Here is a 24718-nt window from a genome sequence, read left to right as displayed (position 1 = left end):
TATCAAATGAAAAACAAGCTGCGATCGATTTTTTCTTCCTGTTTGACCGCTTTGCTGCTCGTTTCGATGTTGACTGCCGACATGTCGTCCGCTGCCGCGGAAGATGAGATAGCCGATGCATCTGTCAAGGGGAGCCTCGTCATCATCGGCGGGGGGTTGGAGACTGGCAACGCCGAGATTTACAATAAAATGATCGAATTGGCCGGCGGCAAGGAGGATGCGGTCATCGGCATTTTTCCGACAGCGAGCGCATCCATGTCTTCATCGCGGAGCATGAAGCAGGATTTTGAGGATTACGGCGTGCCGGCAGAGAATGTCCGGATCATCGAAATTACCGAGAAAAACTACAAGGATCAAGTGAATAACGACGAGATCGTCAAGGCCATATCCGAATGTACGGCACTTTACTTCGTAGGCGGCGACCAGTCGCGGGTTACCAAAGCGTTCTACAATGCGGACGGCTCCAACTCCAAAGCGCTTGACGCCGTCTGGGACGTGTACAGGGAGGGCGGGCTGATTGCAGGCTCTTCCGCGGGCGCCGCGATCATGTCTGATCCGATGATCCTGAATGCCACCTCGCTGGAAGCGCTGCAAAAAGGCGTCACATATGACGAGCAAAAGCCCGGTCTCTGGGTGACGAAGGGACTCGGTTTCTTTGAGGCGGGGATTACCGACCAGCACTTCAGCAAGCGGGGGAGGCTCGGCCGTCTGGTCGTCGCATTGGTCCACGAAAAAATCAATTACGGGTTCGGGATTGACGAAAACTCGGCAATGGTCGTCAGCGGCAATGAGATTGAGGTCATCGGAGCCAGCGGGATGTTTTTGGTCGACGCGTCAAAGGCTGAATACACCAAGAAAGGAGCCTATCTCGGTATAGACGTATCCTACCTGGAAAAAGGCGACAAGTACAATTTTGCCACGAAGGAGTTTACGGTCCACTCCTCGAAGACGCTGATCCGGCCTGGACAGGAATACTACGAGGGCAATGAGCTGAATACCAACATCTTTGGAAGTGACGCTGCCAAGACCGCTCTTTTGGACGATCTGATGGACAATACGGCCAGGGAGGCACGGGGCCTGACTTTTGCCCTTGACCAGAAGAACGGCAAAGGCAGCGGCTTCACCGTCGTGTTCAGCAAGACCGCACAGACGAAAGGGTACTACGACAGCGATGAGTACGCTTCGACCGCGTTGCATGTCAACATGGATATCATCCCGATCGAAGTGCAGGTAAAAGAACTGGAGCACTTGCCCAAAAAATAATCCGCCGGCAATCATCAAAAAAGCTCCCGCGTCATGATGGGGTACAGCGTGACGCGGGAGCTTTTTCTCTCTACGGTATGGGAATGGAATCCATCCACGGCGCGGCGCACAGCGTAATCAGCGCGGCGAGGATCATCGAGATGCTGGAGATGGTCCCTGCGACTTGACTGATCTCAAATGCTTTCGACGTCCCGGCCCCGTGTGCGCTCGTGCCGAGAAGCACACCGCGGGCAACTTCGCTGTGAATGCCAAGCAGGCGGATGAGCCAGGGGCCGATAAATGCGCCAGCCAGCCCGGTGATGATCACAAACACGGCGGTAAGCGTGGGAACTCCGCCGATTCGCTCCGATACCCCCATCGCGATTGGTGTCGTTACCGAGTGGGGGATCAGGCTGTGGATCATCTGCGGATTTACGTGCAGCCAGCCGCCCAGCAGCGCGGTCGAGAACACCGCGGCGACAGAGCCGGACAGCACCCCGGCGGCGATTTCGACAGCGTGCCTTTTTAAGACAGCGGAGTACTTGTACAGCGGGATGGCAAACGCCACCGTCGCCGGCTGGAGCAGATAACTCAGTAGTTCGGTGCCCGCATGGTACTCTTGATAGGAAAGATGAGTCCAGCTCAAAATCGCGACCAACAGGATCGGTGTGACCAAGAGGGGCGACAGGTACACTTTCGGTCTGCGGGCGTAACACCACTTCGCGCCGTAGTAAATGATGATCGTCAGAAAAAAACTGATGAGGCCGGTTATCATGTCCGTCCCTTCTCCTTTCGCTTGGCGATATACTGTACACTCAGGCCGGCGCAGGCCATGACGACAGCCGTACTCAGAATGACAGCCAACAAGAGGTGCTCCCCATCCGCCTTGAGTACATGGGTAAATTGGATGACGCCGACGGCTGGGGGAATAAAAAACAGCAGCAGTTCCGACAACAGCCAACTGCCGCCCGTCTCGAGCCACTCCAGCTTGATCATTTTTGCCTGCAGCAGCAGGTAGACGGCGATCATACCCAGGATGCTGCCGGGTATAGGAAGGTGAAAAATGCGGACCAGCCCGTTCATCGCCATCGTGATGACAATCAACAGGCTGATCTGCCAGATTCTTTTTATCACAGTGGACACAGTTTTCTCTCCTCTCTAGGTAAAGTGTACGCCAACTGTGATCATAGGTAAAATACATATATGGAATCATCTCGATTCATTTTATCTATCGGTTTGGAGGCTGAAGCGTCATGGATATACGTCATCTGCAGTATTTTCTCGAGGTTGCCCGCAGCAAGAGCTTTACCAAGGCGGCACAGGCTTTGCACATCACGCAGCCGACGATCAGCAAAATGATCAAAAGCATCGAAGCGGAGCTGGGGGTTGTCCTGTTTGACCGGTCGGGCAAACAAGTGGAGCTGACGGATGCCGGTCAGGTGATTTTTTCCCAGGCCCAGCCCATCGTCTCGGCGTTTGAGCATTTGTCAGCGGAGCTGGGCGACCTGATGAACCTGAAGCGGGGCCACCTGCGCATCGGACTGCCGCCGATGGTAGGTGCCAGCTTTTTTCCCCGGGTGATTGGAAGCTTTCACGAGAAGTACCCGGACGTGACGATTCAACTCGTCGAGGACGGGGCGAAAAAGGTAGAGGCTGACGTGGAAAACGGGACGCTCGATTTGGGCGTCGTCGTTCTGCCGACAAAGAGCGAGATCTTCCACCATTTCTCCTTTGTCAACGAAAAGCTGAGACTGCTTGTCCACCCGTCCCACCCGCTGGCCGGCCGGTCGCAGGTTGCTCTGCCGGAGCTGTCGGGGGAGTCGTTTATCTTGTTCCGGGAGGACTTCGCCCTGCACGACCGGATCCTCGCCGAATGCATTCGCGCCGGCTTCGGGCCCCGTGTCGTCTACGAGAGCTCGCAGTGGGACTTCATCAGCGAGATGGTGGCGGCCAATCTGGGCATTGCGCTCTTGCCGGAGACGATCTGCCGGGAGTTGGACGAGGCCCGCGTCTGCACGCTTCGCCTGGTCGACCCGGAAATCCCCTGGCATCTGGCGGTGATCTGGCACAAAGACCGCTACTTGTCCTTTGCGGCACGGGAATGGCTCCGCTTCACCCGGGACTTGCTCTCGCGAAAAAGGGGGGCAAGGGCTAAGGAGTAACGGTCGGCTCCAGCACCGTCAGGGTATTGGTGAACGTGTTCAGGTTTACCCTGGCGCCGATCGGGATCGCCGCCTTGTACAGCCCGTGTGCAGTGGCCACGTTCGTCATCAGCGGCTTGCCCAGCGGGACGAGTACTTCATTGATCAAATCATCGTAAGACGTTCGGTAGGATACTTCGCAGTTGGTGCATTCCCCCATGACAATGCCCAGGCAATCGTCCAATTTTCCCGCCAGCCACAGGTGCTCCAGCATGCGGTAGACGTGATTGGAAGGCTCGTGGGTCTCTTCGAGCAGCAGAATGGTTCCTCTGGTGTCGATCTCATACGGTGTTCCCAAGGTGTCGACAAAGGAGGTAAGGTTGCCGCCGACGATGGGGCCGGTGACGTTTCCCGGCACTTTGCTGATCTGCGGCATTCCCGGCGGGTTCTGAATGGGCCGGGGGGCGGTAACCGTAGAGGTGGCGGCAAAGAACTGGTCGAAGTTGTAGGCGGGAGTGGTTGGCCGAAAGTCGATCAGCATCAGGCTTTGAAAGGTGATCAGCCCGCTGAACTGGGCCAGTACGTTCAACAGCACCGTAATGTCGCTGTAGCCGGTTACGATCTTGGGGTTTTCCCGAATCACGCGATAGTCCAGGTAGGGCAGGATATCGGCTACTCCGACTCCGCCGCGGGAGGGGAGAATCATCTTCACGTCCTTGTTTGCAAACATGTTCATCAGGTCGTAGGCCCGTTGTTCTTTCGTGGCGGAGACAAGCCCGAGGTTGCCAAAGACGTATTGACCGAATACGACCTCAAATCCCATGTCCCGCAGCGTGTTGACCCGCGCCGCGATCGTATCGGCTGAAAGCGGGCTGCCGAGTGTGACGATGCCGATGGTATCTCCCTGCCGCAGGATAGGTGGCGCGATCGCCATGACATTTTCCTCCTGACATTGGCATTTCGTTAGACTATGTATATGGCACGAGCGGAAACCGGGTACGCGTTTGCCCCGCCCATCTATGTTAAAATGGCGGATGTACACACAATACAGTCAGGGGGATCAACATGCGCAGCTATCAAGTGATTCTATTCGACCTGGACGGCACGCTGTCGGACCCGAAGATCGGCATTACCAAATCAGTGCAGTACGCCTTGAAAAAGCTGGGGATTGACGAGCCTGATCTGGACAAGCTGGAGCCGTTTATTGGGCCGCCGCTGCAGGATTCCTTTCCCGAGTGGTACGGGCTTGACGCGGAGGAGACGGACCGGGCCGTCCGGTACTACAGAGAGTACTTCAAGGAGAAGGGGATGTACGAAAACGTCCTGTTTCCGGAGATTCCCGGGCTGCTGCAGGAGTTGAAGCGATCCGGTCGGCAGCTGGTGGTGGCCACCTCAAAGCCGACGCCGTTTGCCGAGGAGATTTTACGCTATTTTCAGATTGACGGGTACTTTGATCTGGTGGCCGGCAGCAATCTGGACGGCACCCGGCTCGCGAAGACAGAGGTGATCGAGTACGCACTGGATCAGTATTCCGATAGGGAAAAACGCGACTTCGTCATGATCGGCGACAGAAAGTACGACGTGATCGGGGCAAACAAAACGGGGATCGACTCGATCGCCGTCACGTATGGATATGGTTCGAGGGAAGAACTGCTCCGGGAAAATCCGACGTATCTTGTGTCAGACATCCAAGGCATCAGGGAAATCATACTGGCCTGAGTTGGCGAGGCTCGCCCATCCTGGGCAAAGGCAGTTAGGAGATTTGTCCAGTCTTTTTGTATAATAAAAGTAATACAGAAAAAGCGAGGTCTCGCATATGCTCCATGAAGCAGAGAAAGCATTGCAGCGGTACTACGGCTATCAGACCTTTCGGGAAGGGCAGAAACCTGTGATCACCAGCATCCTGCGCGGAAAAGACACGCTTGCCGTCATGCCGACGGGCGGCGGCAAGTCGATTTGCTACCAGATCCCCGCCCTGCTGCTGCCAGGCGTTACCCTGGTCATCTCTCCGCTGATTTCGCTGATGAAAGATCAAGTAGATGCCCTGCACAGCGTCGGCATCCCGGCAACCTACATCAACAGTTCGCTGGACTCTCGGGAGGCGGCCGAGCGGATTTCCCGGGCAAGAAAAGGGGCGTTCAAGCTGATCTACGTGGCTCCGGAGCGCCTGGAGACGGACAGCTTTTGCTCACTCGCGGATCATCTGCCGATTTCCCTGGTCGCCGTAGACGAAGCCCACTGCGTCTCCCAGTGGGGTCATGATTTTCGCCCCAGCTATCTGGCAATCGCCGCTTTTATGGAAAAACTTCTGGCCCGACCGATCATGGCGGCATTTACGGCGACGGCGACTCCCGAGGTGCAGGCCGACATTCTGGAGCGGCTGGCGCTATCAGCCCCGGAAGTGTTTGTCACGGGGTTTTATCGGGAAAATCTCGCGTTTTCAGTGGTGAAAAGCGGGAATAAGTCTGGGTTTGTCTTGAAGTACCTCAGCGCCCATCCGGAGCAGGCGGGCATCATTTACGCCGCGACCCGGAAGGAAGTGGACAACCTGTATGCGTTTCTGCGCAAGAATGGGTACGCTGCCGGCAAATACCATGCCGGCATGAGCGACGCGGAGCGGACTGCCAGCCAGGAGGCGTTCCTCTTTGACGAAATCCGGCTGATCGTTGCGACCAACGCATTTGGCATGGGAATCGACAAATCCAATGTGCGCTTCGTCATCCACTACAATCTGCCGAAAAATATGGAAGCGTATTTTCAGGAGGCGGGCCGCGCCGGCCGGGACGGCGAACCGAGCGAGTGCATCCTGCTCTTCGCGCCGCAGGACGTGCAGATCCAGAAGTACCTGATCGAGCAATCGGTGGAGGCGGCAGACCGCAAGCCGCTGGAATACGAAAAACTGCAGAGCATGGTGGGCTACTGCCATACGACCCGCTGTCTGCAGCAGTACATGCTGCAGTATTTTGGCGAACAGGACTTGCTGGAGTGCGGCGTTTGCAGCAATTGCAGTAGCGAGGCGGTGCTGACGGACATGACGACGATTGCCCAGAAGATCTTCTCCTGCATCCGGCGGATGAACGAGCGCTTTGGCGTGAAGCTGGTGGCCCAGGTGCTGAAAGGAGCCAACACCCAGAAGGTGCGCCAGTTCAAGTTTGAGCAGTTGTCGACATACGGGATTATGGCAGAGTACACGGAGGACCAGATCAGCGGGTTCATCCATCTGCTGATCGCCGAAGAGTACATTCGGATGACGGACAGTCAGTATCCGGTGCTCTCCCTGCTGCCGAAGGCTTTTCCAGTGCTTAGCGGCGAGGAGCGGGTCTACCAGCGCGTGTGGATGAGGCAGCTCCGGCAAAGCGGTGACGACGCGCTGTTTGAACAGCTTCGCCAGCTTCGCCGCGAGCTTGCCCAGCGTGACAAGGTTCCGCCTTACATCATCTTCGCAGACAGCGCCTTGCGGGAGATGAGCCAAAGCTGCCCAATGAGCGAAGCGGAATTTTTGCAGGTAAAAGGGGTAGGCGAACAAAAGGCGAAAAAATACGGCCCCCCGTTTTTGGCGGCGATCCGTCAATATGTGGCAGAGCACGGATCGTCCCGCGCTGCCGGCGAGCCGGAGCAGACAGAGGCTGCAGGCGAAGCGAAAAAGGTTCCCAGTCATCTGCTGACGCTGCAAATGTATCAAGCGGGAAAAACGCTGAAAGAGATCGCCGCCGAAAGAAAGCTGGGGCTTGTGACGATTCAGGATCATCTCCTCCGCTGCGGCCGGGAAGGGCATGACGTGGACTGGGGTGCGTTTATCCCCGCAGCCCACGAAGCGGCGATTCTGGCCGCCGTTCGTGAACTTGGTTCTGAAAAGCTCAGGCCGATCAAGGAGCAGCTGCCGGAGGAAGTCGATTACATGGCGATCAAAGCGGTGATTGCCAAGTACGCGGGTGCGCCGGAGCGGACTTAGAGCTTGCAGGTAGTCCTGGGCCAGGACGGCAGGGTGACCGAAGCCGGAAAATTGGTCGTTCCCCTGCAAAAACCGTGAGTTGAACCTCCTACCCGGCTGTGGCAGGGAGGCTTTTCCTCACGTCTTTCTCTTTGTGAGAGTTTCAGCAGGGGGAGAAGGCCGTCAAACTCTCCCCGCCAGCAGGATGTGATACGGAATCGCCTCCCGAACCCGGCCTTTCTGTCCCACCGTGGTAGATGCCATGCACAGGGAATTCCAGATCGCTTCTTCCACGGCTTCCGCCGTCATCTCGAACAGGCGGGACATCCATTCCCCGTCCTCTCTGAGGAAGGCGTAGGGGAGGGTGTCTTGATGCGGCTCGGGGCGGTGGGGAATGCGGTGCGCCGTAGAGAAGGCGATGACGATGTCGCCGCTGCCGTGGGCCGCGTAAGACCCGGTACGGGACAGACCGAAGGCGGCCCGTTTGGCGATTCGCCCGAGCTGTCTCTCGCTCAGCGGAGCGTCTGTCGCGAGAATGATCATGATCGACCCATCCGGGGTTTTTTCCTTATCGGGATCAGGCGATGAAACAGGCAGCACTCCGCCGCCGGGCAGGCGCAAATCCGCCTTCTTGCCAAAATTGCTCAGCACCAGCGCCCCGATGGTGTACTGCCGCTGTCCGAAGGCGGCGATTCTCGAGCTGGTTCCAATCCCGCCCTTATACCCCAAACAGGACATCCCGGTACCCGCCCCGACGCAGCCCTCTTCCACCACGCCGGACTTCGCGGATTGAATCGCTTGGCGGGCGTGTCCCGGTCTTACATGCAGCCCGCGTATATCGTTGAGGTATCCGTCGTTGCATTCTCCCACGATGACATTCACGGTTCCCGTCGTGTCGCCAATTTCAAGATTTTGGTCGAGGAGGTAGCGAATCGTGCCTTCCAGAACGGCAGGGACGGATAGGGTATTGGTCAAGAGGATCGGACTTTCGATCGTGCCCAGCTCTTGCAGCTGGATGGTTCCAACCGTTTTGCCAAATCCGTTGATCACATGGCAGCTTCCCAGCACCTTTTCCCGGAAGAGGTTGTCCGGATGCGGGAGGATGGCTGTCACGCCGGTGCGAATGGCGCGATCTTCTGCGATTTGTTCGGACAGGGTGACATGTCCGACCATGACGCCGGGAATGTCCGTGATCGCATTGTATTTGCCTGTTTCATACCTTCCAATTGAAAGGCCAAGGTCGCGAAGCCGTACTCTGTTCATTGTCAACATCACCAGATCCTTTTCAATGTACGCCATTTTTCAACTGCAGCTTTTGCAAAAACACTTCGCCTTTTCTTGATATGGTGGTTCCCGAACGACCCTGACGGACGTTTAACAGCGCTAGTTCATTGAGGACTTCCAACCGCAGCCTGAGCTGCTGTTCCGATAAAATCACTTTTTTTTCTTTCAGCAGCTTCCTCACCATGTTGCGGCCATAAGACTCGTGCTGCTTTTTGCCCTGGACAAAAACCTCGAGAATCGCCAAGCTTTCTTCCAAAAAACCGTGTTCTTCAATTCGCTTGATCAGCTCGTTTTGTTCGTGCTCGTCCATCTCTTGCTGCAACGGGAGATCAGTAGTGTTCTGCAGTCTTCCTTTAATATAGAACGGCAAAAAGTCAGCATTAATTACTTTTTCTTCTAAACAAGCCATGTAGGAGACGGCGTTAAACAATTCCCTTACATTTCCCGGCCAGGGGTAGCGCTTCAAAAGCTGAATCACCTCTGAGGGTATGACCAGATCAGCCCGCTGCAAAGAGGATTGCAGATACGTATTGATCAGAGGCTCAAAATCCTCCATCCGCTTTGACAAGGAGGGGACTTCACAGGTTAATGCGGCCAGATAGTAGAATAAATCCTTACGAAATTTGCTTTCGTCCATCTGCGCGGAGAGATCGATATTGCTGGTGGTGATGATTCGCACATGTACCGGGACCGGTGTATGCCCGCCTGTCCTGATGATTTGTCCTTCCACAAGAGCCTGCAGCAGGCGGCCCTGCAAGGAAACGGGCAGTTCGTCAATTTCCTCAATACACAGCGTACCGCCATTCGCCAGTTCAAACAGGCCGGGGGAGATTCGCCCCTCCTGTTCGATCCCGAACAATTCCCTCTCCAGCACGTCCACAGGTCTTGCTGCACAGTTGATGTTGAGGTACGGGCCCGCTTTGACAGGAGAGTCGTTGTGGATCGCCTGGGCCAGCATGCGTTTGCCCGTTCCGGTTTCACCAAAGATATGGACGGGTTTATGTGTTTTTGCCAGCTTTTTGGCAATCCGCAGTACATCTTTCATGGCCTGGCTGTGTGCTATCACGTCTTCAAAATAGTATTTTGCGGTTTTCCCGTCCGTATGCTCTGCCCGCTTGCCGAACGTCGAGTCAATCTTGAAGGTTGTACTCTCATTGGACAAGGCAACAAGCGATTTCATATAGCGATTGACCATCACAAATAATTCGTAACCCAAACCCAAAGCCTCTAAAATTTCGCAAATCGTTTCAAATGAAAGGATGCGGTAGCCGATGTCGATCACTTTCATCGGTCCCTCGGGCACAAGCTGCCGTTCTCCCGGGGTAACCACAAAGTCGATCTGCTCCGGAATCGGCGAGCCTGGATCATACGCGTAATAGTTATGCTCAAATACGATCTCCCGCAGCGCCGCAACGGTTTCATCGGTGTGCAGTTTGGTGTCGTTTACGACCAAAATATTCTTTCCTTTCCCGCTGGCCAACAGTTCCCGCATGTTTACGAAGTTGAGCCCGCGCTTGGCAACGATACACGCAACTCCTTGCGGCAGGAAAGGACGGATCAGCGGCAGCAGAAAAGAGGAGGGCACAAGGACGGTTTCTCCTTCAGCAATCGTTTCTTTCGCCAGATGTTTGACCGAAATCGGACGGATCCTGACTTGATCTCCGGCTATCTCTGCCAGTTGCTTTGAGATGATTGACAAGAATTCGTCTTGTATGGAAATGATTGTTAAGATCTTTTCACTCAAAGTTTTTTCACTCCTATGCAAACCGACCATGAATCATCCATACAAATGACAGGCTGTGAAATGACCAGGCTCGCTCTCCTTCAACTCGGGAACCGTAGTTTTGCAAATGTCCATGCACGACTTGCACCGGGGATGAAACGAACATCCTTGCGGGGGATTGGACGGGCTGGGAATATCGCCTTCCAGGATAATCCGCTCTTTGCGTATCCGCGGATCGGCTACGGGAACGGCGGACAATAATGCCTGCGTATACGGGTGCAGCGGTTTGTCATACAAATCGTCTTTTTCCGCGATTTCGACGATTCGGCCCAGGTACATTACGCCTACGCGATCACTGATATGCTCGACGACGCTCAAATCATGGGAAATGAAGAGATACGCCAACCCCAATTCTTTTTGCAAATCCTGCATCAGGTTGAGCACCTGCGACTGAATCGAAACATCCAATGCGGAAACGGGTTCATCAGCGACAATCAATTTCGGATGCAACGCGAGAGCTCTGGCAATCCCGATGCGCTGCCGCTGGCCGCCGCTGAATTCATGGGCATAGCGGTTCGCATGGTAGGAAGACAGGCCGACCAGTTCCAAAAGTTCCTGAACGCGTTTGTCCCGCTCTTTTCCCGTTGCCGTGCGATGGACCACCAACGGCTCCGCGATGATTTCGCCTACTGTCATCCGCGGATTGAGCGAGGCGTAAGGGTCTTGAAAAACCATCTGCAGTTCTTTTCTGAGTTCGCGCAATTGATGATCGGGTAATCTGCTGATGTCCTTCCCATTAAATCTAATTTCCCCTTCAGTGGGAGCCAATAACCTCATAATTATACGTCCGGTAGTCGATTTTCCACAACCACTCTCTCCCACCAAACCCAGTGTTTCCCCCTTAAAAATAGAGAAGGAGACTCCGTCGACAGCGCGGACATACGATTTTTTCCGACCAAACAATCCTTTGTTTACGGGAAAGTACTTCTTCAGATTCTTTGCTTCTATCAGCTGTTCTGCCATGCTTCAGGCCTCCTTTGCCAAGTCGTTCTGATACAGGAAACAGCGGCAGCGATGACCGCTGGCGATTTGCAGCAAATCAGGCTCTTGTTCCCGGCATACATCCATCGCATGCGAGCACCGCGGAGCGAATTTGCAGCCGCTCGGCATATTGCCAGGGGTGGGCACATTGCCGGGAATCGACTGCAGCCGCTCTGTTTTCCGGCGCAGCTTTGGAATGGAGTGAAGCAGTCCTTGCGTATAGGGATGTTTGGGATTTTCAAAGATATCAAAAACATCGGCTTCCTCTACCACTTTCCCTGCATACATGACCACGACGCGATCGCACATTTCGGCGACAACTCCCAAATCGTGGGTGATCAGCATGATGGCTGTCCCTCTTTCTTCCTTGAGCTTTCGCATCAAATCGAGAATCTGCGCTTGAATCGTCACGTCAAGCGCGGTTGTCGGCTCATCGGCGATCAGCAGCTTGGGCTCGCAAGACATGGCCATCGCAATCATAATCCGCTGTCTCATGCCGCCGGACAGCTGGTGCGGATACTCGTCCACGATCTCTTCGGCACGCGGGATACCTACCAGCTTCAGCATCTGAATCACGCGTTCGCGGGCTTTTTTCTTGTCGTATTTCAGGTGAAGCCGCACTGCTTCTCCGATCTGGTCGCCGATTTTGTACACCGGGTTCAGGGAGGTCATCGGCTCCTGAAAAATCATGGCGATTTCGTTCCCGCGAATCTCCCGCATCTTGCTTTCCGGAAGCGAGAGCAGATCCATTCCCGCGAAGCGAATCGATCCGTCGACCACTCTGCCGGGGGTATGGGCAAGCAGGCGCATAACGGAAAGCGAAGTGACGCTTTTACCGCAGCCGGATTCGCCTACGATCCCCAGTGTCTCTCCTTCGCGTATAAACAGATCGACGCCGTTTACGGCAGGGACCCGGCCGCTGTCGGTGAAGAAGTACGTTTTCAGATTTTCGATTTCCAATAGCTTGTTGTCCATAACACCGCTCCTTTGGCTATTCGTCTTTCATTTTGGGATCGAGGGCGTCCCGCAAACCGTCACCCAGCAGATTGAAAGCGAGCACGGTCAAGAAAATGGCAAATCCAGGAAAGAAGGTGACATGCGGGGCTGTGTTTAAAAAGTCCCTCCCTGAACTGAGCATCGCCCCCCATTCCGGCGACGGCGGCTGTGCGCCCAAACCGAGAAAGCTAAGGCTGGCGGCTGTCAAAATCGAAGTGCCGATCCGCATGGTAAAATAGACGATAATGCTCGACAGCGTTCCCGGGAAGATGTGTTTGAAAATGATCCGCCGAGGGGAGGCGCCGATCGAGCGGGCGGCCTCTACATACATCGTCGCCTTGAGGGAGAGGGTGCTGCTGCGGACAATCCTGGCAAAAATCGGAATGCTGAAAATGGCCACGGCAATGATCACATTTTCCAATCCCGGCCCTAAAATCGCAATAATCCCGATGGCGAGCAGGATTCCCGGGAACGCAAACAAGACGTCGCAGAATCTCATGATGACACTGTCCACCCACTTGCCATAGAACCCGCTGATTAATCCGAGGAACGTCCCCCCGATCGCTCCCACGAGAACAGAGGTTAACCCGACAAACAAGGAGATCCGCGTTCCTTCGATAATCCGGCTGAAAATATCCCGTCCGTATGCGTCAGTTCCCGCCAGATGTTTCAAAGTGGGGGGACTCAATATATTGTCGTAGTCCGGCTCAATGGCGGAATAGGGGGTAATGTAAGGTCCGATCAGACTGATAATGAACAGCAAAATGATAAAGCAGCCGGCAACCACGGCCAATCGCTGTTTTTTAAATTTCCGCCAAAACTCTGAAAACGGGGTGCGTGCTTTTTCCGCATCTTGCGGAACGACGCGTCCATCAGGTTGTACAACTACACTGTTGTTTGCCAACGCCTTTTCCCCCTTGCGTTATTCGTATCGAATTTGTGGATTCATCACCGCGTACAAGATGTCCACAATCAAGTTGATCAAAATGAATTCCAGCGCAAAAAGCAGCAGCTCTGCCTGGATCACCGGATAGTCGCGGAACGACACAGAATCGATCAATAACCGTCCCAATCCCGGCCAACTGAACACGGTCTCTACGACGATGGAACCGCCCAATAAGAATCCGAACTGCAAACCCGTCATGGTGATGACGGGAATCATCGCGTTTTTCAGGGCGTGCTTCCAGACGACGATATTTTCTTTCAGTCCTTTTGCCCTGCCTGTACGGATATAGTCTTCCTTTAAAATATCCATCAGGGAGGAGCGGGCAAACCGGGCGATCACAGCAGCCACTCCCGCGCCCAAGGTCAGCGAGGGCAGCACATATCCTTTCCACGTGTCATTGCCCCCGGTGGGGAAGAGCCCCAGCTTGACCGAAAATAATTGGATCAGCATCAAGCCGAGCCAGAAGGAAGGCAGCGAGATGCCCGATACCGCTCCAAACATTCCGGCATAATCCTGCCACTTGTTTCGCTTTGTCGCTGAGATCACGCCGATCAGCAGTCCAAAAATGATTGCCCAGGCCATGCTCCACACCGTCAACCAAAAGGTAGGCATAAATCTTGCCGCAATTTCATCAAATACAGGCCGATTGGTTTTCATCGAAGTTCCCAAGTCGCCTTGTAACAGTTTCCCGACGAAGGCGATGTACTGTACTGCGAGCGGTTTGTCCAAACCGAGCTGTTCGCGCACCAGCTCCACATCCTGTTGGCTGGCATCAGGACCGGCCACCAGACGCGCGGGGTCTCCGGGGATTAAATGAACGAACAAAAAGACAAAGATGGAAACGATCAGTAAAATCGGGACAACACCTAGCAATCGTCTCATCAAATACGTAAACATAACCCGCCTCCTGTCTGCCAAGATGAGCAGAGCGCTAATCGTCATTAGCGCTCTGTCTCCATTTTTTACCTTTTGATTTCTGCGTTCGTTACATTCAGCGCACCATCCGGCTGCAGGTAAACGCCCTCCAGATAGTTCTTTTTACCCGAGATCGTATCTTCGACGACGAGGCCCACCCATGGCGCGTCGTCCCAAATGCGCTTCTGAATGTCAGCATAAGCCTGCTTGCGCTTTTCCGGATCTACCGTTTGCAGAGCTGCCTGAATCAGTTTATCCACCTCGGGATTCTGATAGTAGGCCGTGTTGTAGGACTTCGGTGGAATCGATTCTCCGGCCAATAATGGGCGAATGCCCCAGTCTGCATCTCCGGTGGAAGAGGACCAGCCGCCATAGTAGAGCTCTACTCCGGCATCCTGCGGATTTTGCACGGACCAGATCTTATCGCTTAGCGTGCCGGCTTCCATCGGCAGCACATTCACCTTAATCCCTACTTGTCCCAATTGCTGCTGCAGGAATTCCATCGCTTTCATCGCATCGGAGTTGTTGGCTCCCCAGATGTTTGTTTCAAAGCCATTTTCATAACCTGCTTCTTTTAACAGCTGCTTCGCCTTCTCCGGATTGTACTCGTACGGAGTTTGCTGGGAGTAGAACGCCAGCTTCGGCGGGATGATCGAATCCAGCACGCTGCCGTAACCGCGGTAGACGACCTTTAAGAAAGCTTCTTTGTTAATCGCGTAGTTAATCGCCTGACGAACACGGACATCGTCAAACGGTTTCTTCATGGTGTTCATCGACATGTAGCGGATCACGATGGAAGGGTTGTTCTCCACAACGATGCCGTTTTTTCCGTTGATCGACTCCGCCTGTTCGGTCGGAAGCGGATAGATGAAATCGGCTTCGCCGGTCTGCAGCATCGCTACGCGGGCTCCGTTTTCCGGCACCGGCTTGAACGTGATGCCATCCACCTTTGGCAGGCCCGGCTGCCAGTAGTCCGGATTCTTCTCGACCGTCAGGTGATCGCTCGGGTCCCACTCGACAAATTTGAACGGACCCGTTCCGTCGGGATGTTTGGACACTTCTTTCCCGTATTTCTGCAAAGCTTGCGGACTGATGATCCTCGCTGCCGGGTGGGCGAAGTTGTTCAGCATGGCGCCAAATGGTTCCTTCAACGTCACCCTGAAGGTGTATTCGTCTACCGCCTCTGTCTTGTCGACGAGGGCAAACAGGCTGTGCCGTTTCAATTTGTTGTCCGGATTGGCCAATCTGTCGATGTTTACCTTGACGGCTTCCGCATTAAACGGGGTTCCGTCGTGAAACTTGACGCCCTTGCGCAGTTTGAAGGTGAATACTTTCGCGTCAGGACTTGCTTCATAGCTCTCGGCGAGAACAGGGATCATCTTCATATCCTTGTCAAAGCCAAGCAGCCCTTCGTACATGGTAGCTTGCACGGAACCGGACAAAGTATCGTTGGTGTCGTGCGGGTCCATGCTGATAAAGTTATCCTTCACCGCGATCGTCAGCTTGTTCCCTTCCTTTTTCGCCAGCGGCTGAGCTTCCTGCGAGGTTCCTTCGACCGGCTTCTGGCTTGCATCAGATGAACTGGATTGGCCTGAACAGCCTGCAAGGGCCAGGCTTGCAGCCATCAGGCAGATGAGAACGGAAGACAGGCACTTTCGTTTAAACATCTTTTTTTCCCCCTTCATTTTTATCTACATAAAGTGTTTTAACACTTATGCAACGTAAAAGATGGTACCAGTTCGCCGACATTTTCCTGCCGGGCGTTCTTTACAATCGGCCGATAGTGATGTGCCAGTTCGTCGAGCTGTGACTTATCCAGCAACCCCAATTGTCTAAGGGTCTCAAGGGCGGTCGGATACGCGGCCCGTCCGTTTCCATCCTCTACTTTGATGGCGATGCCGACTCCTGTTTGCCTGTCGCCGATCAAGTAGACGGATTCGGCCCCTGCTTTGCCGAATAAGCGCCCTCTGGCAGCTTTCATAAAATCGGTGCAGAAGCGGCCTGTTCCGCCAACCATTTCCGGATGCTTCATCATGGCAGCGGTAATCCGGTTTGCAGTATTGGCCCGTTTTTCCCCCAGATCATCCGGGTGGGCCATCCTGGCAAAGGCGTATGCCAGCCGTTCCAGGGGAAGGGCATGGACAGGCACGCCGCAGCCATCCGTCCCCATTTCAATCTGTTCAATCGGATAATCCGCCATCTCAGCGATCACCTGAAGAATGCGCTGCTGCACCGGATGATCCGGTTTGTAGTAATCTTCCAGCGATTCCCCCATATGCTTGGCGGTGATCAGCATTCCCGTATGCTTTCCGGAACAATTGCTGTACAGGGGAGTAAGCTTTTTTCCCGCCGCAATCAGCTTCTGATAGGCATCCTGGGAATGTGGAATATGCGTCCCGCACTGCAGTGCGTCTTCCCCGATTCCCGCCCGGCCTAGAATGGCCAAAACCCTTTCCGTGTGCTGGGCTTCGCCGCTGTGGGAAGCGCAGCATAGCGATAAATCGGCGTCGCTTAATTCGTAGCGGTCCGCTGCTCCGGTTTCTACTACCGGAATCGCTTGAAGCGGCTTTACTGATGAACGGGCATAGGTTTTCCGATAGGGGTCGCCCAGCGAAAACAGCAATTTTCCATCGGAAGCGACGACAGCTATGTGGCCATAGTGAGAACTTTCTACCCTGCCTCCGCGGCAGACATCGACAAGTTTTTCCATTTGCACAAAATTTCAGCCCTTTTCCGTGATTTCTATTTTTCGAATTATAGGGATTATATTATCTCATGATACAACCTATTTCAACCTGTTTTTTAGAAGAAGGTGAATAAATGAAAGATGTGGAATATTGTTTTAAGGGTGAAAATAGGTTTTATTGGGAGGTAATGAGTTTGAGAGTATTTATATCCGCCGATATCGAAGGAGTAGCAGGGGTCGTCCATCGGGAGCATACTGCGCGGGAAGGGAGGGAACACGATCGTGCCAGAATGCTGATGACGGGTGAAGTGAACGCTTGCATCGAGGGTGCGCTGATGGCAGGGGCCACAGAAGTGGTGGTCAATGATTCGCACGGAACGATGCGCAATCTGATACCGGAAGCGATGCACCCGGAGGCAGAGTACATCACCGGTTCCCCGAAGATGCTCGCCATGATGGAAGGGATTGCTGCCGGCTTTGATGCGGCGATTTTTTTGGGCTACCACGCAAGAATGGGGAATGACGGCATTTTGAATCATACCTTCCACGGCGGCGTAATCCAAAATATCAAAATCAATCACAGGGATATGGGGGAGATCGGATTGAACGCATGTATCGCGGGAGTGTTCGGGGTGCCGGTCGTCCTCGTCACGGGCTGCCAGCATGCCGCCAACGAGGCGCTGGAGTTCATGCCGATGATCGAAACAGCCGTCGTCAAACAGACCATCAATCGGCAAACAGCAAAACATGCCAGCCCGCAAAAGGCAAAAAACCTGATCAAACAAAAAACGGTCGAAGCGCTTTCACGTCTCCGCGAGATGTCGCCTGTCGTGGTGCAAGGCCCTTTTCGCGTAGAGGTAACCTACCTTCATTCGGGGCTGGCTGACGCAGCGGGAATTCTTCCTATCGTAGAACGGGTAAATCCGACTACCCATCGTTTTGAAACGGATGATTTTGTCGCGGCGTACCGGTATATTCGCAGCCTGATCACAATAGCCGGAGCGCTGAGCTGACGGGAAAACCGCTTTGCCGCATGGCTGCAAGGCAAATGGTCAGCGGCTTTGCACCCTGGCAGTATCTGCAGCGAATCAAGTCCCGGCCCTGCTTGGGATTGACCAGCCCCCCGCTAGGAGGGGCTGGCCGTCGTTCTACTGGAGTTCGCCATCTGTACCGAAGAGGTGTTGCAACGTGACTCGCCGAAAACGGGATACTTTTTCGAAGACGAATGCCACTCCCTCGCCGTGAGGCTGGAGATAGTAGCGGGTAATCCCGCGCCGAAGCAGTTCACTGTTGAGCCGTACAGCATCTTTCAGGCTGACAAAAAAGTACAGATGCTTATCCATCACTCTCACCTCCTTCCGTTCGTTAGAGTATCAGAAGGGGGGAGGAGCAGGTAAAAATACAATTGACAAAATATTCTAACGAAAATACCCTCATACTATAACGCACAGGAGGAGTGTGATGAGTGTGAAGCACTACAGGAACTGGCTGCAAGCGCTGATGGCGGTGCTGCTGCTCTCGTTGCTTGCTGTCGGATGCGGCACGGCCGATCAGACGGCAGGCAAGGAAGCGGCGCAGGAGCCGGGCAAGGGGGCAGGGACACAGCAGGAAGCCGTACCGGAGAAAAAATACGTCGTCGCCATGGAGGTGACTTTTCCGCCGTTTGAGATGATGGACGGAAACAAGGTGACGGGCTTCGATGTGGATGTGATTACCGCGATCGCGGAAGCGGCCGGCTTTCAGATCGAGATCATGCCTACCGGCTGGGACCCGCTGTTTGACGGAATTGAGAAAGGCTCGATCGACGCCGGTATTGACGCCATTACGATCACGGAAGAGCGGAAAAAGAAATTTGACTTCTCCGACCCGTATTTTGAAGCGACCCAGCTGATCATGGTACCGGAGGATTCGCCTGCTTCCGGGCTGGCTGATTTAAAGGGGAAGCAAATCGCCGTACAGTCGGCCACCACAGGGGAGGTCGTTCTGCAGAAGGCGTTTGGCAAGACATACGAGGGTCTGCGGGGCTACGATGACTTTTTGGGAGCAATCGATGACTTTTTTAACGGCCGGGTGGACGCGGTGATCGCGGACAACGGATTTCTGCAGTACTTTTTGCCGAAAATGAAAGAGAAGAAGTATAAACTATTGCGGGATGATTCGTTTGACAAAGAGTATTACGGGATAATGGTGCGGAAGGGAAATACCGAGTTTCTGGGCAAGATCAATCAAGGACTCAAAACGATCAAGGAAAACGGCAAGCTGCAGGAGATTTATGGCAAGTACTTTCAGCAAAAACCGGAGTGAGGCCCCGAAAAAAGGACTTGGAGCTCGCGATCGGGACATATTTCCCAAAGCGGATGCAAATTCGGTTCAAAATGGCCTTATAATGTTGTTGGACAGGGACAGCCGTCCTATTGATCCAACGTTGAAACCTGTATGATAGGGGGTGAACAGATGGATGTAAGCGCTGTTATCAGATTAATCGAAGAAGACCCGAAGATTTATCAATTGCTGAAGCATTGTCCCTACGACATCCTGCGGCAGTGGAAGCTCGCCGAGTATCCCCGCGGTTCGACCGTCTTCCGGCAGGGAGACGTGCAGGACTGCCTGTACATCATCGTGGAAGGTTCGGCTGATATCCATATTTTGGCTGAGAACGGCCGGGAGTACTCGCTGACGGTTTACCAGAAGGGAGATCTCATCGGCGAGCTGGAAATCTTCGAGCGGAAACCGTTTGTCTGCAACGTGAAGGCGCTTACCGATCTGAAGCTGATTGGTTTGGAAAGGGGGCAGTTCTTTCGGTGGCTGGAATTAGACATGAACCTGAATCGGCTGATGATCCAGTACTTGTCTAAAGCGTTTTATAATTTGTCCCAAAAAGTAGGGGACGACACGCTTTATTCTTTATACCATCGCGTATGCAGTTTTTTGGTCGAATCGCTGGAACATGGCGGCAAAGCGGAAAAAGAGCCGCGGATAAACGTCAACAAAACGCAGCTCAGCAGCCAGTTTGCCGTAACCCAGCGGAGTGTCAACCGGATTTTGCAAAGCTTAAAGGAAAAAGGAATTATCGATATTCATAGTCAGGGTATTATCGTAAGAGATGTTGAAAAATTAAAGGAAGAGAAAATAGCCAGCAAATTTCAGTAAATGGGCTTGCACAGCTTGAAGGAAGGTGTCATCATTCGTGGCAGACTCGGTCCAACCCCACATTCGCATCGGCACAGCTGACAGCGCAAAATACGCCATACTGCCTGGAGATCCGCAAAGGGTCGACGTGGTCGCCCGTTTTTTAGAGCAACCGAAAGAGTTGATGTACAACCGGGAGTTTCGAACCGTATCCGGTCTGTACAAAGGGGTGAAGGTACTCGTTACCTCGACCGGGATCGGCGGCCCCTCCATGGGAATCGCCGTGGAAGAATTGAGAAATATCGGCGTCGAGACGATGATCCGCATCGGCAGCTGCGGCGCCTTGCAAAGAGGGCTCCTGCCGGGGGATCTGGTCATCGCCTCCGGGGCGGTACGGGATGACGGAACCTCGACAACCTATGTGGAAAAATCGTATCCCGCCATTCCCGATCACCGCTTGCTGATGTACCTCTATCAGACGGCAAAGCGACTGAATATTCGCCACCAATGCGGAAGAGTGCGCAGCCACGACAGTTTTTATACGGACAGGGAGGAACAAATCGACCGCTATTGGTCTGACAAGGGGATTTTGGCGGCTGATATGGAGACCGCGGCTCTGTTTGTCATCGGCGGCATAAAAGGGTTGAAGGTCGCCTCCGTCCTGAATGTCGTGGTTGAGGCGGACGGCGATCTGGAAACGGGCATCAACGAGTATGTAGACGCCAGTGCCGCCTGCAAACAGGGCGAGGAGAGAGAAATTCTGGTGGCACTGGAGACGATTCTGAGCGTCCATAACGACGAAACAACTTGTGAGGAGGTTATGTGAAATGAGCGCGAACCAAAGCATCTGGTCTTTCCGCTTCTCCGTCGCCGCGATTGTTTTGATTCCGGTCGCGGTCGGCATTAACTATATCGGCAAATTGTTTGCAGGTGCACTAAAGCTGCCGCTATGGCTCGACGCCATCGGCACCGTCCTGTCCAGCATGCTGGCAGGGCCGATCATCGGGGCGTTGTCCGGCTTGATAAACAACATCATCTACGGCCTGACCGTTGACCCGATTTCGTTTATTTACGCGCTGACCAGCGTCTTTATGGGGCTGGTCGCCGGTTACATGGCGTTTAAGGGCTGGATTTCCAGTTGGGGAAAAGCGGTCGTTGTCGGTTTGGCGGTCGGGATCACGGCTGTCGTGATCTCCACGCCGCTCAATGTCTGGTTTTGGGGCGGCCAGACGGGCAATTTCTGGGGGGATGCCCTGTTTACCTACGTCATGTCGCAGACCGGCTCCACCTGGCTGGCTTCGTTCCTGGATGAACTGGTCGTCGATTTGCCGGACAAAGTGATTACCGTGCTGGCGGCTTACGGGATTTATCGCATTTTGCCGCAGAGCTTGACTATGCTTTACAAAAACAACAACAAAACGGAATCGATTTAAATCATCGCGAGCGGAAAGAAAGACGGTGAAGTTCTTTGAAGTCCATGAGTTTATACGTTAACCGTCATTCGCTGGTACACAGCGTAGACCCGATTACCAAGCTGTACTACATTGGTGCAGCCATTGTCGTTCCCTTTATCGCGCCCTCGTTCCACGCAGCCTGGGTCTGCCTGCTGCTTAGCGTGAGCCTGCTTCTGATCGCCAGGGTATTTCACAGGGCAATGCCAATCCTCGGCTTCGTCGCCTTCGTGCTCGCCACGGTGATCGTCATCCAATCGCTGTTTCACCCCGGCAATGCCACGGCCTGGTTCCATATCGGCTCAATCGGGGTATACCAGGAAGGATTTTGGTATGCGTTGGGAATTTGCTTCCGTGCCACGAACATCGTCTGCGCTTTTTCCATTCTCGTATTGACGACGAAGCCGTCCGATCTGGTGGAAGCGCTTGTCCGTAAGGGACTGTCTCCGCGCATCGGATACGTGCTCAGCTCCGTGTTTCAAATTATTCCGCAAATGGTCGCGACGATGGGCACCATTACCGATGCGCAGCGCTCGCGGGGAATGGAAACAGAGGGGAATTTGCTGGTGCGCATCAGGGCCTTTTTTCCACTGCTGGGTCCTGTCGTGCTCAGCTCTTTGCTCAATACCAAAGAACGTGCTTTGGCGCTGCAAGTGAGGGGATTTAACGCGACCGGCGAAAAAACCTTCTTGCACGAACAACAAACGTATCAATACAGCGCCGTGCTGCAGTGGGGTCTGATCGGAGTTGTGATTATCGTGGTCATTTGGAGGATTTTGTCATGAAAACCATTGTCGTAGAACAGCTGAAGTACCGCTACCCGCTGACACAAACCCTGGCGCTTAACGAGCTGTCCTTTGAAGTGGAGGAAGGGGAATTTATCGGGATCGTCGGCAAAAATCTGGCGGGGAAATCCACGCTCTGCCAGGCGCTGATCGGCCTGGTTCCCCATTTTTACCATGGGGGGTACGGCGGAAGAGTCATCGTCGACGGCTTGGAAGTAGGCAAGAGCCAGGTCGACGAGATCAGCAAGAAAGTGGGCATCGTCTTCCAGAACCCGTTTACCCAGGTGACGGGTTCCAAGCTGACGGTTTACGAGGAGATTGCGTTCGGCCTGGAAAATCTCGGAGTTCCGCGGGCGGAGATGATCGATCGGATCGATCATGCGCTCGACCTCTTGCAAATGCTCCCGTTTAAAGACCGCGCCCCGTTCGACCTGTCCGGGGGGCAGATGCAGCGCATGGCCATCGCCAGTATCATCGCGATGCGGCCGAAGATCATCGTGCTCGATGAACCGACGTCCCAGCTTGATCCGCAGGGCTCGGAAGAGGTTTTCCGCGCCATTCAGAGCTTAAGCCGCGAAGGGATGACGGTGATCATGGCTGAACACAAGATGGAGAAGGTCGCCCAATACGCGGACCGCGTCCTGCTGCTGCACGAAGGCCGGCTCATCGATTTTGACCGCCCCGAAAAGGTGTTTTCCAGAGACGATCTGGACCAGTACGGCATTGCCGCCCCCGTCTATACAGAGGTGTGCAAGGCGCTGGATGCGAAAATAGCGGGCGAGCCGTACTATCCGGCGACGTTGGATGAAGCCTGCAAAGCATTGGTGATGCGACGTGAGTAACATTCGGATCGAGAACGTGTCGTTTGCCTATGAAGCAGGCCGCGATATCCTCAAGCAGCTCAGCCTGGAATTTGACCACCGCTCCACCGCGCTGATCGGCCAAAACGGCGCAGGCAAAACAACGCTGGTGAAATTGCTGAAAGGACTGCTCAGACCAAGCACAGGTGACATCTTCATTCGCGGCATCAACACGAAGGAGGTCACGGTCGCGCAGCTGTCCCGGCATGTCGGACTCGTGTTTCAAAATCCGAATGATCAGATATTCAAGCGCACCGTCCTGGATGAGGTGATGTTCGGGCCGCTCAACCTGAAACAAGACAGACATGCGGCACGTGAGAGCGCTGTCTTAGCCCTGCAGCGAGTCGGCCTCGCTGACAAGCTGGAGGCCAACCCGCACGATCTGGGATTGTCCGAGAAAAAACTGGTCAGCATCGCATCGATTCTCGCGATGAATACCGACATTCTCATTTTGGATGAACCGACCATCGCCCAGGATTTTGCCGGTAAGGAGCGGATCAAAGAGATCATCCAGTCGTTGAAGGCGGAAGGAAAGCTTGTGCTGACCATCATTCACGACATGGATTTTGTCGCGGAAAATTTCGAGCGGACGGTCGTGCTGAACCAAGGGCGGGTACTGCTTGATGGATCGACCCGGGAAGTGTTTTCGCACAAGGAACTGCTGCGGCAGGCTTGTCTGGATACGCCATACATCACGCAGCTTGCGGAGCGGCTGGGCATTCCGCAAACGATCCTGACGGCCCGGGAGTTTATCGAATGGCAGCAAAAAAACAGCGAACGGAGGGAGACAAATGCGCAACACATGTAAAAAATGGCTCGCATCACTGGCTGCGGGCCTGCTGATGATCGGAGCGATTGCAGGCCAGGCGGCGGCCCACCCGACTGCCGCTGCGGTGGGTGAGTTGAATTTTGTCGGCGAGAACTACGAGATGAGCAGGCATCCCCTGTCCGACACGACCGTAACGATCATTCACGATACCCACTTCCACGGCAATTTTTACACAGAGGCTGACCCCAAAAACATCGCCAACTACTTTGGCCTCATCCAGCAAATCCGCGTGAAGCATCCCCATTCGCTGACGATCGCCAATGGCGACGACACGGCGACATCGCTCTTGTCCACTGTATTCAAGGGACAGCATATGATCGACGTGTTCAATGCGATGAAAATCGATGTCGAGACCTTTGGCAACCACGATTTCGACATGGGGCCGGAGCAGCTGAAAAAACTGGTGGCGGCAAGCACCTTCCCCTGGGTCACGGCCAATGTCACGGACAAGAACGGGAAGACGTTCGCGGAAGCGGAAGGGGCCAAACCGTTTATCATCAAAGAGGTGAACGGCGTCAAGATCGGGCTTACCGGTTTGACTGCGGAGGAGACGCCGGCCATTTCCGATGTCGGGGACAACATCGTCGGCGATCCGGTAGAGGCGATGAAAAAAATCGTGCCGCAAATGAAACAGGCCGGGGCCCGAGATCATCATCGTCTCCTCCCATCTGGCCAGTCCGCTGGAGACAAAGTAACCTGTGGCAAACTTGTGACAAATGGTGACAAAGAACGGTCGATTTTTCGGCCGTTCTCTTTCTT

General features: G+C 54.2%; 25 protein-coding genes. 13 read left to right on the top strand and 12 right to left on the bottom strand.

What is annotated here, in order from left to right:
• Positions 1-6: 6 nt before the first annotated feature.
• Positions 7-1263 carry a cyanophycinase gene (locus tag HGBM_RS04205; RefSeq protein ID WP_019119844.1) on the top strand — a complete coding sequence of 419 codons (1257 nt, stop codon included), beginning with the start codon at positions 7-9 and terminating at the stop codon, positions 1261-1263.
• 70 nt (positions 1264-1333) lie between these two features.
• On the opposite strand, the gene HGBM_RS04200 is transcribed toward HGBM_RS04205, so the two are convergent.
• Together HGBM_RS04200 and HGBM_RS04195 are read right to left on the bottom strand one after the other, a co-directional pair.
• Complete coding sequence (locus HGBM_RS04200) at positions 1334-2017, bottom strand: CidB/LrgB family autolysis modulator (RefSeq protein WP_019119843.1); 684 nt, start codon at positions 2015-2017, stop codon at positions 1334-1336.
• On the bottom strand, positions 2014-2385 hold the full coding sequence (locus HGBM_RS04195) for a CidA/LrgA family protein (protein WP_019119842.1): 372 nt from the start codon (positions 2383-2385) through the stop codon (positions 2014-2016). Before HGBM_RS04195 ends, HGBM_RS04200 begins: the two co-directional genes overlap by 4 nt.
• 110 nt (positions 2386-2495) lie before the next feature.
• Between HGBM_RS04195 and cidR the strand changes: the two genes are divergently transcribed.
• Positions 2496-3404, top strand: coding sequence for a cidABC operon transcriptional activator CidR (gene cidR, locus HGBM_RS04190; protein WP_019119841.1), 909 nt, complete (start codon positions 2496-2498; stop codon positions 3402-3404).
• Here the strand turns inward: cidR and HGBM_RS04185 are convergent.
• Complete coding sequence (locus HGBM_RS04185) at positions 3394-4317, bottom strand: S66 peptidase family protein (RefSeq protein ID WP_019119840.1); 924 nt, start codon at positions 4315-4317, stop codon at positions 3394-3396. The genes cidR and HGBM_RS04185 overlap by 11 nt on opposite strands.
• Before the next feature lie 131 nt (positions 4318-4448).
• On the opposite strand from HGBM_RS04185, the gene HGBM_RS04180 reads away from it, so the two are divergent.
• Together HGBM_RS04180 and recQ are read left to right on the top strand one after the other, a co-directional pair.
• The gene (locus tag HGBM_RS04180) at positions 4449-5102 is read left to right on the top strand and encodes an HAD family hydrolase (protein ID WP_019119839.1); all 654 of its coding nucleotides are present in this window, start codon (positions 4449-4451) and stop codon (positions 5100-5102) included.
• A gap of 97 nt (positions 5103-5199) precedes the next feature.
• Positions 5200-7335: a DNA helicase RecQ gene (recQ, locus tag HGBM_RS04175; protein ID WP_019119838.1), complete on the top strand. Its 2136-nt coding sequence runs from the start codon at positions 5200-5202 to the stop codon at positions 7333-7335.
• A gap of 162 nt (positions 7336-7497) precedes the next feature.
• Here recQ and HGBM_RS04170 read toward each other — a convergent pair whose 3' ends face one another.
• The 8 genes from HGBM_RS04170 to HGBM_RS04135 all read right to left on the bottom strand — a co-directional run bounded on the left by HGBM_RS04170 (position 7498) and on the right by HGBM_RS04135 (position 16929).
• Positions 7498-8577 (bottom strand): DmpA family aminopeptidase, encoded by a 1080-nt coding sequence (locus HGBM_RS04170; protein WP_026074198.1) that lies wholly within the window; start codon positions 8575-8577, stop codon positions 7498-7500.
• A gap of 22 nt (positions 8578-8599) precedes the next feature.
• Complete coding sequence (locus HGBM_RS04165) at positions 8600-10342, bottom strand: sigma 54-interacting transcriptional regulator (RefSeq protein ID WP_019119836.1); 1743 nt, start codon at positions 10340-10342, stop codon at positions 8600-8602.
• Positions 10343-10375: 33 nt separating this feature from the next.
• Positions 10376-11344: an ABC transporter ATP-binding protein gene (locus HGBM_RS04160; RefSeq protein WP_019119835.1), complete on the bottom strand. Its 969-nt coding sequence runs from the start codon at positions 11342-11344 to the stop codon at positions 10376-10378.
• Between the two features lie 3 nt (positions 11345-11347).
• Entirely contained in the window at positions 11348-12337 is a 990-nt protein-coding gene (locus HGBM_RS04155) for an ABC transporter ATP-binding protein (RefSeq protein ID WP_019119834.1), read from the bottom strand.
• 16 nt (positions 12338-12353) lie between these two features.
• Positions 12354-13262, bottom strand: a complete 909-nt coding sequence (locus HGBM_RS04150; RefSeq protein WP_019119833.1) for an ABC transporter permease subunit — start codon at positions 13260-13262, stop codon at positions 12354-12356.
• An 18-nt stretch (positions 13263-13280) separates the two neighbouring features.
• A complete protein-coding gene (gene gsiC / locus HGBM_RS04145) occupies positions 13281-14201 on the bottom strand; it encodes a glutathione ABC transporter permease GsiC (protein ID WP_019119832.1) in 921 nt (306 codons plus the stop codon).
• A 65-nt stretch (positions 14202-14266) separates the two neighbouring features.
• Positions 14267-15886, bottom strand: coding sequence for a glutathione ABC transporter substrate-binding protein GsiB (gsiB, locus tag HGBM_RS04140; RefSeq protein ID WP_019119831.1), 1620 nt, complete (start codon positions 15884-15886; stop codon positions 14267-14269).
• Between the two features lie 38 nt (positions 15887-15924).
• Entirely contained in the window at positions 15925-16929 is a 1005-nt protein-coding gene (locus tag HGBM_RS04135; RefSeq protein ID WP_026074197.1) for an asparaginase, read from the bottom strand.
• 170 nt (positions 16930-17099) lie between these two features.
• Between HGBM_RS04135 and HGBM_RS04130 the strand changes: the two genes are divergently transcribed.
• Positions 17100-17918, top strand: a complete 819-nt coding sequence (locus tag HGBM_RS04130) for a M55 family metallopeptidase (RefSeq protein WP_019119829.1) — start codon at positions 17100-17102, stop codon at positions 17916-17918.
• A gap of 135 nt (positions 17919-18053) precedes the next feature.
• Here HGBM_RS04130 and HGBM_RS04125 read toward each other — a convergent pair whose 3' ends face one another.
• Positions 18054-18248 (bottom strand): hypothetical protein, encoded by a 195-nt coding sequence (locus tag HGBM_RS04125; protein ID WP_019119828.1) that lies wholly within the window; start codon positions 18246-18248, stop codon positions 18054-18056.
• 118 nt (positions 18249-18366) lie between these two features.
• On the opposite strand from HGBM_RS04125, the gene HGBM_RS04120 reads away from it, so the two are divergent.
• The 8 genes from HGBM_RS04120 to HGBM_RS30670 all read left to right on the top strand — a co-directional run.
• Entirely contained in the window at positions 18367-19209 is an 843-nt protein-coding gene (locus HGBM_RS04120; protein ID WP_019119827.1) for a basic amino acid ABC transporter substrate-binding protein, read from the top strand.
• A gap of 150 nt (positions 19210-19359) precedes the next feature.
• Positions 19360-20055 (top strand): Crp/Fnr family transcriptional regulator, encoded by a 696-nt coding sequence (locus HGBM_RS04115; RefSeq protein ID WP_019119826.1) that lies wholly within the window; start codon positions 19360-19362, stop codon positions 20053-20055.
• 37 nt (positions 20056-20092) lie between these two features.
• Positions 20093-20860 carry a nucleoside phosphorylase gene (locus HGBM_RS04110; RefSeq protein ID WP_019119825.1) on the top strand — a complete coding sequence of 256 codons (768 nt, stop codon included), beginning with the start codon at positions 20093-20095 and terminating at the stop codon, positions 20858-20860.
• Position 20861: 1 nt separating this feature from the next.
• Positions 20862-21467, top strand: coding sequence for an ECF transporter S component (locus HGBM_RS04105; protein WP_019119824.1), 606 nt, complete (start codon positions 20862-20864; stop codon positions 21465-21467).
• Between the two features lie 35 nt (positions 21468-21502).
• Complete coding sequence (locus tag HGBM_RS04100; RefSeq protein WP_026074195.1) at positions 21503-22270, top strand: energy-coupling factor transporter transmembrane component T family protein; 768 nt, start codon at positions 21503-21505, stop codon at positions 22268-22270.
• The gene (locus HGBM_RS04095) at positions 22267-23112 is read left to right on the top strand and encodes an energy-coupling factor ABC transporter ATP-binding protein (protein WP_019119822.1); all 846 of its coding nucleotides are present in this window, start codon (positions 22267-22269) and stop codon (positions 23110-23112) included. Before HGBM_RS04100 ends, HGBM_RS04095 begins: the two co-directional genes overlap by 4 nt.
• Positions 23105-23938 carry an energy-coupling factor ABC transporter ATP-binding protein gene (locus HGBM_RS04090; RefSeq protein WP_019119821.1) on the top strand — a complete coding sequence of 278 codons (834 nt, stop codon included), beginning with the start codon at positions 23105-23107 and terminating at the stop codon, positions 23936-23938. The genes HGBM_RS04095 and HGBM_RS04090 overlap by 8 nt, the downstream gene beginning before the upstream one ends.
• The coding region (locus HGBM_RS30670) for a hypothetical protein (RefSeq protein WP_019119820.1) at positions 23922-24718 on the top strand (797 nt) is incomplete at its 3' end. The genes HGBM_RS04090 and HGBM_RS30670, both read left to right, overlap by 17 nt.

Source organism: Brevibacillus massiliensis (assembly GCF_000311785.1).
Classification (GTDB): Bacteria; Bacillota; Bacilli; order Brevibacillales; family Brevibacillaceae; genus Brevibacillus_C; species Brevibacillus_C massiliensis.
Note: the sequence above shows the minus strand (reverse complement) of the source record. Positions and strands in the feature narration are given on the sequence as shown.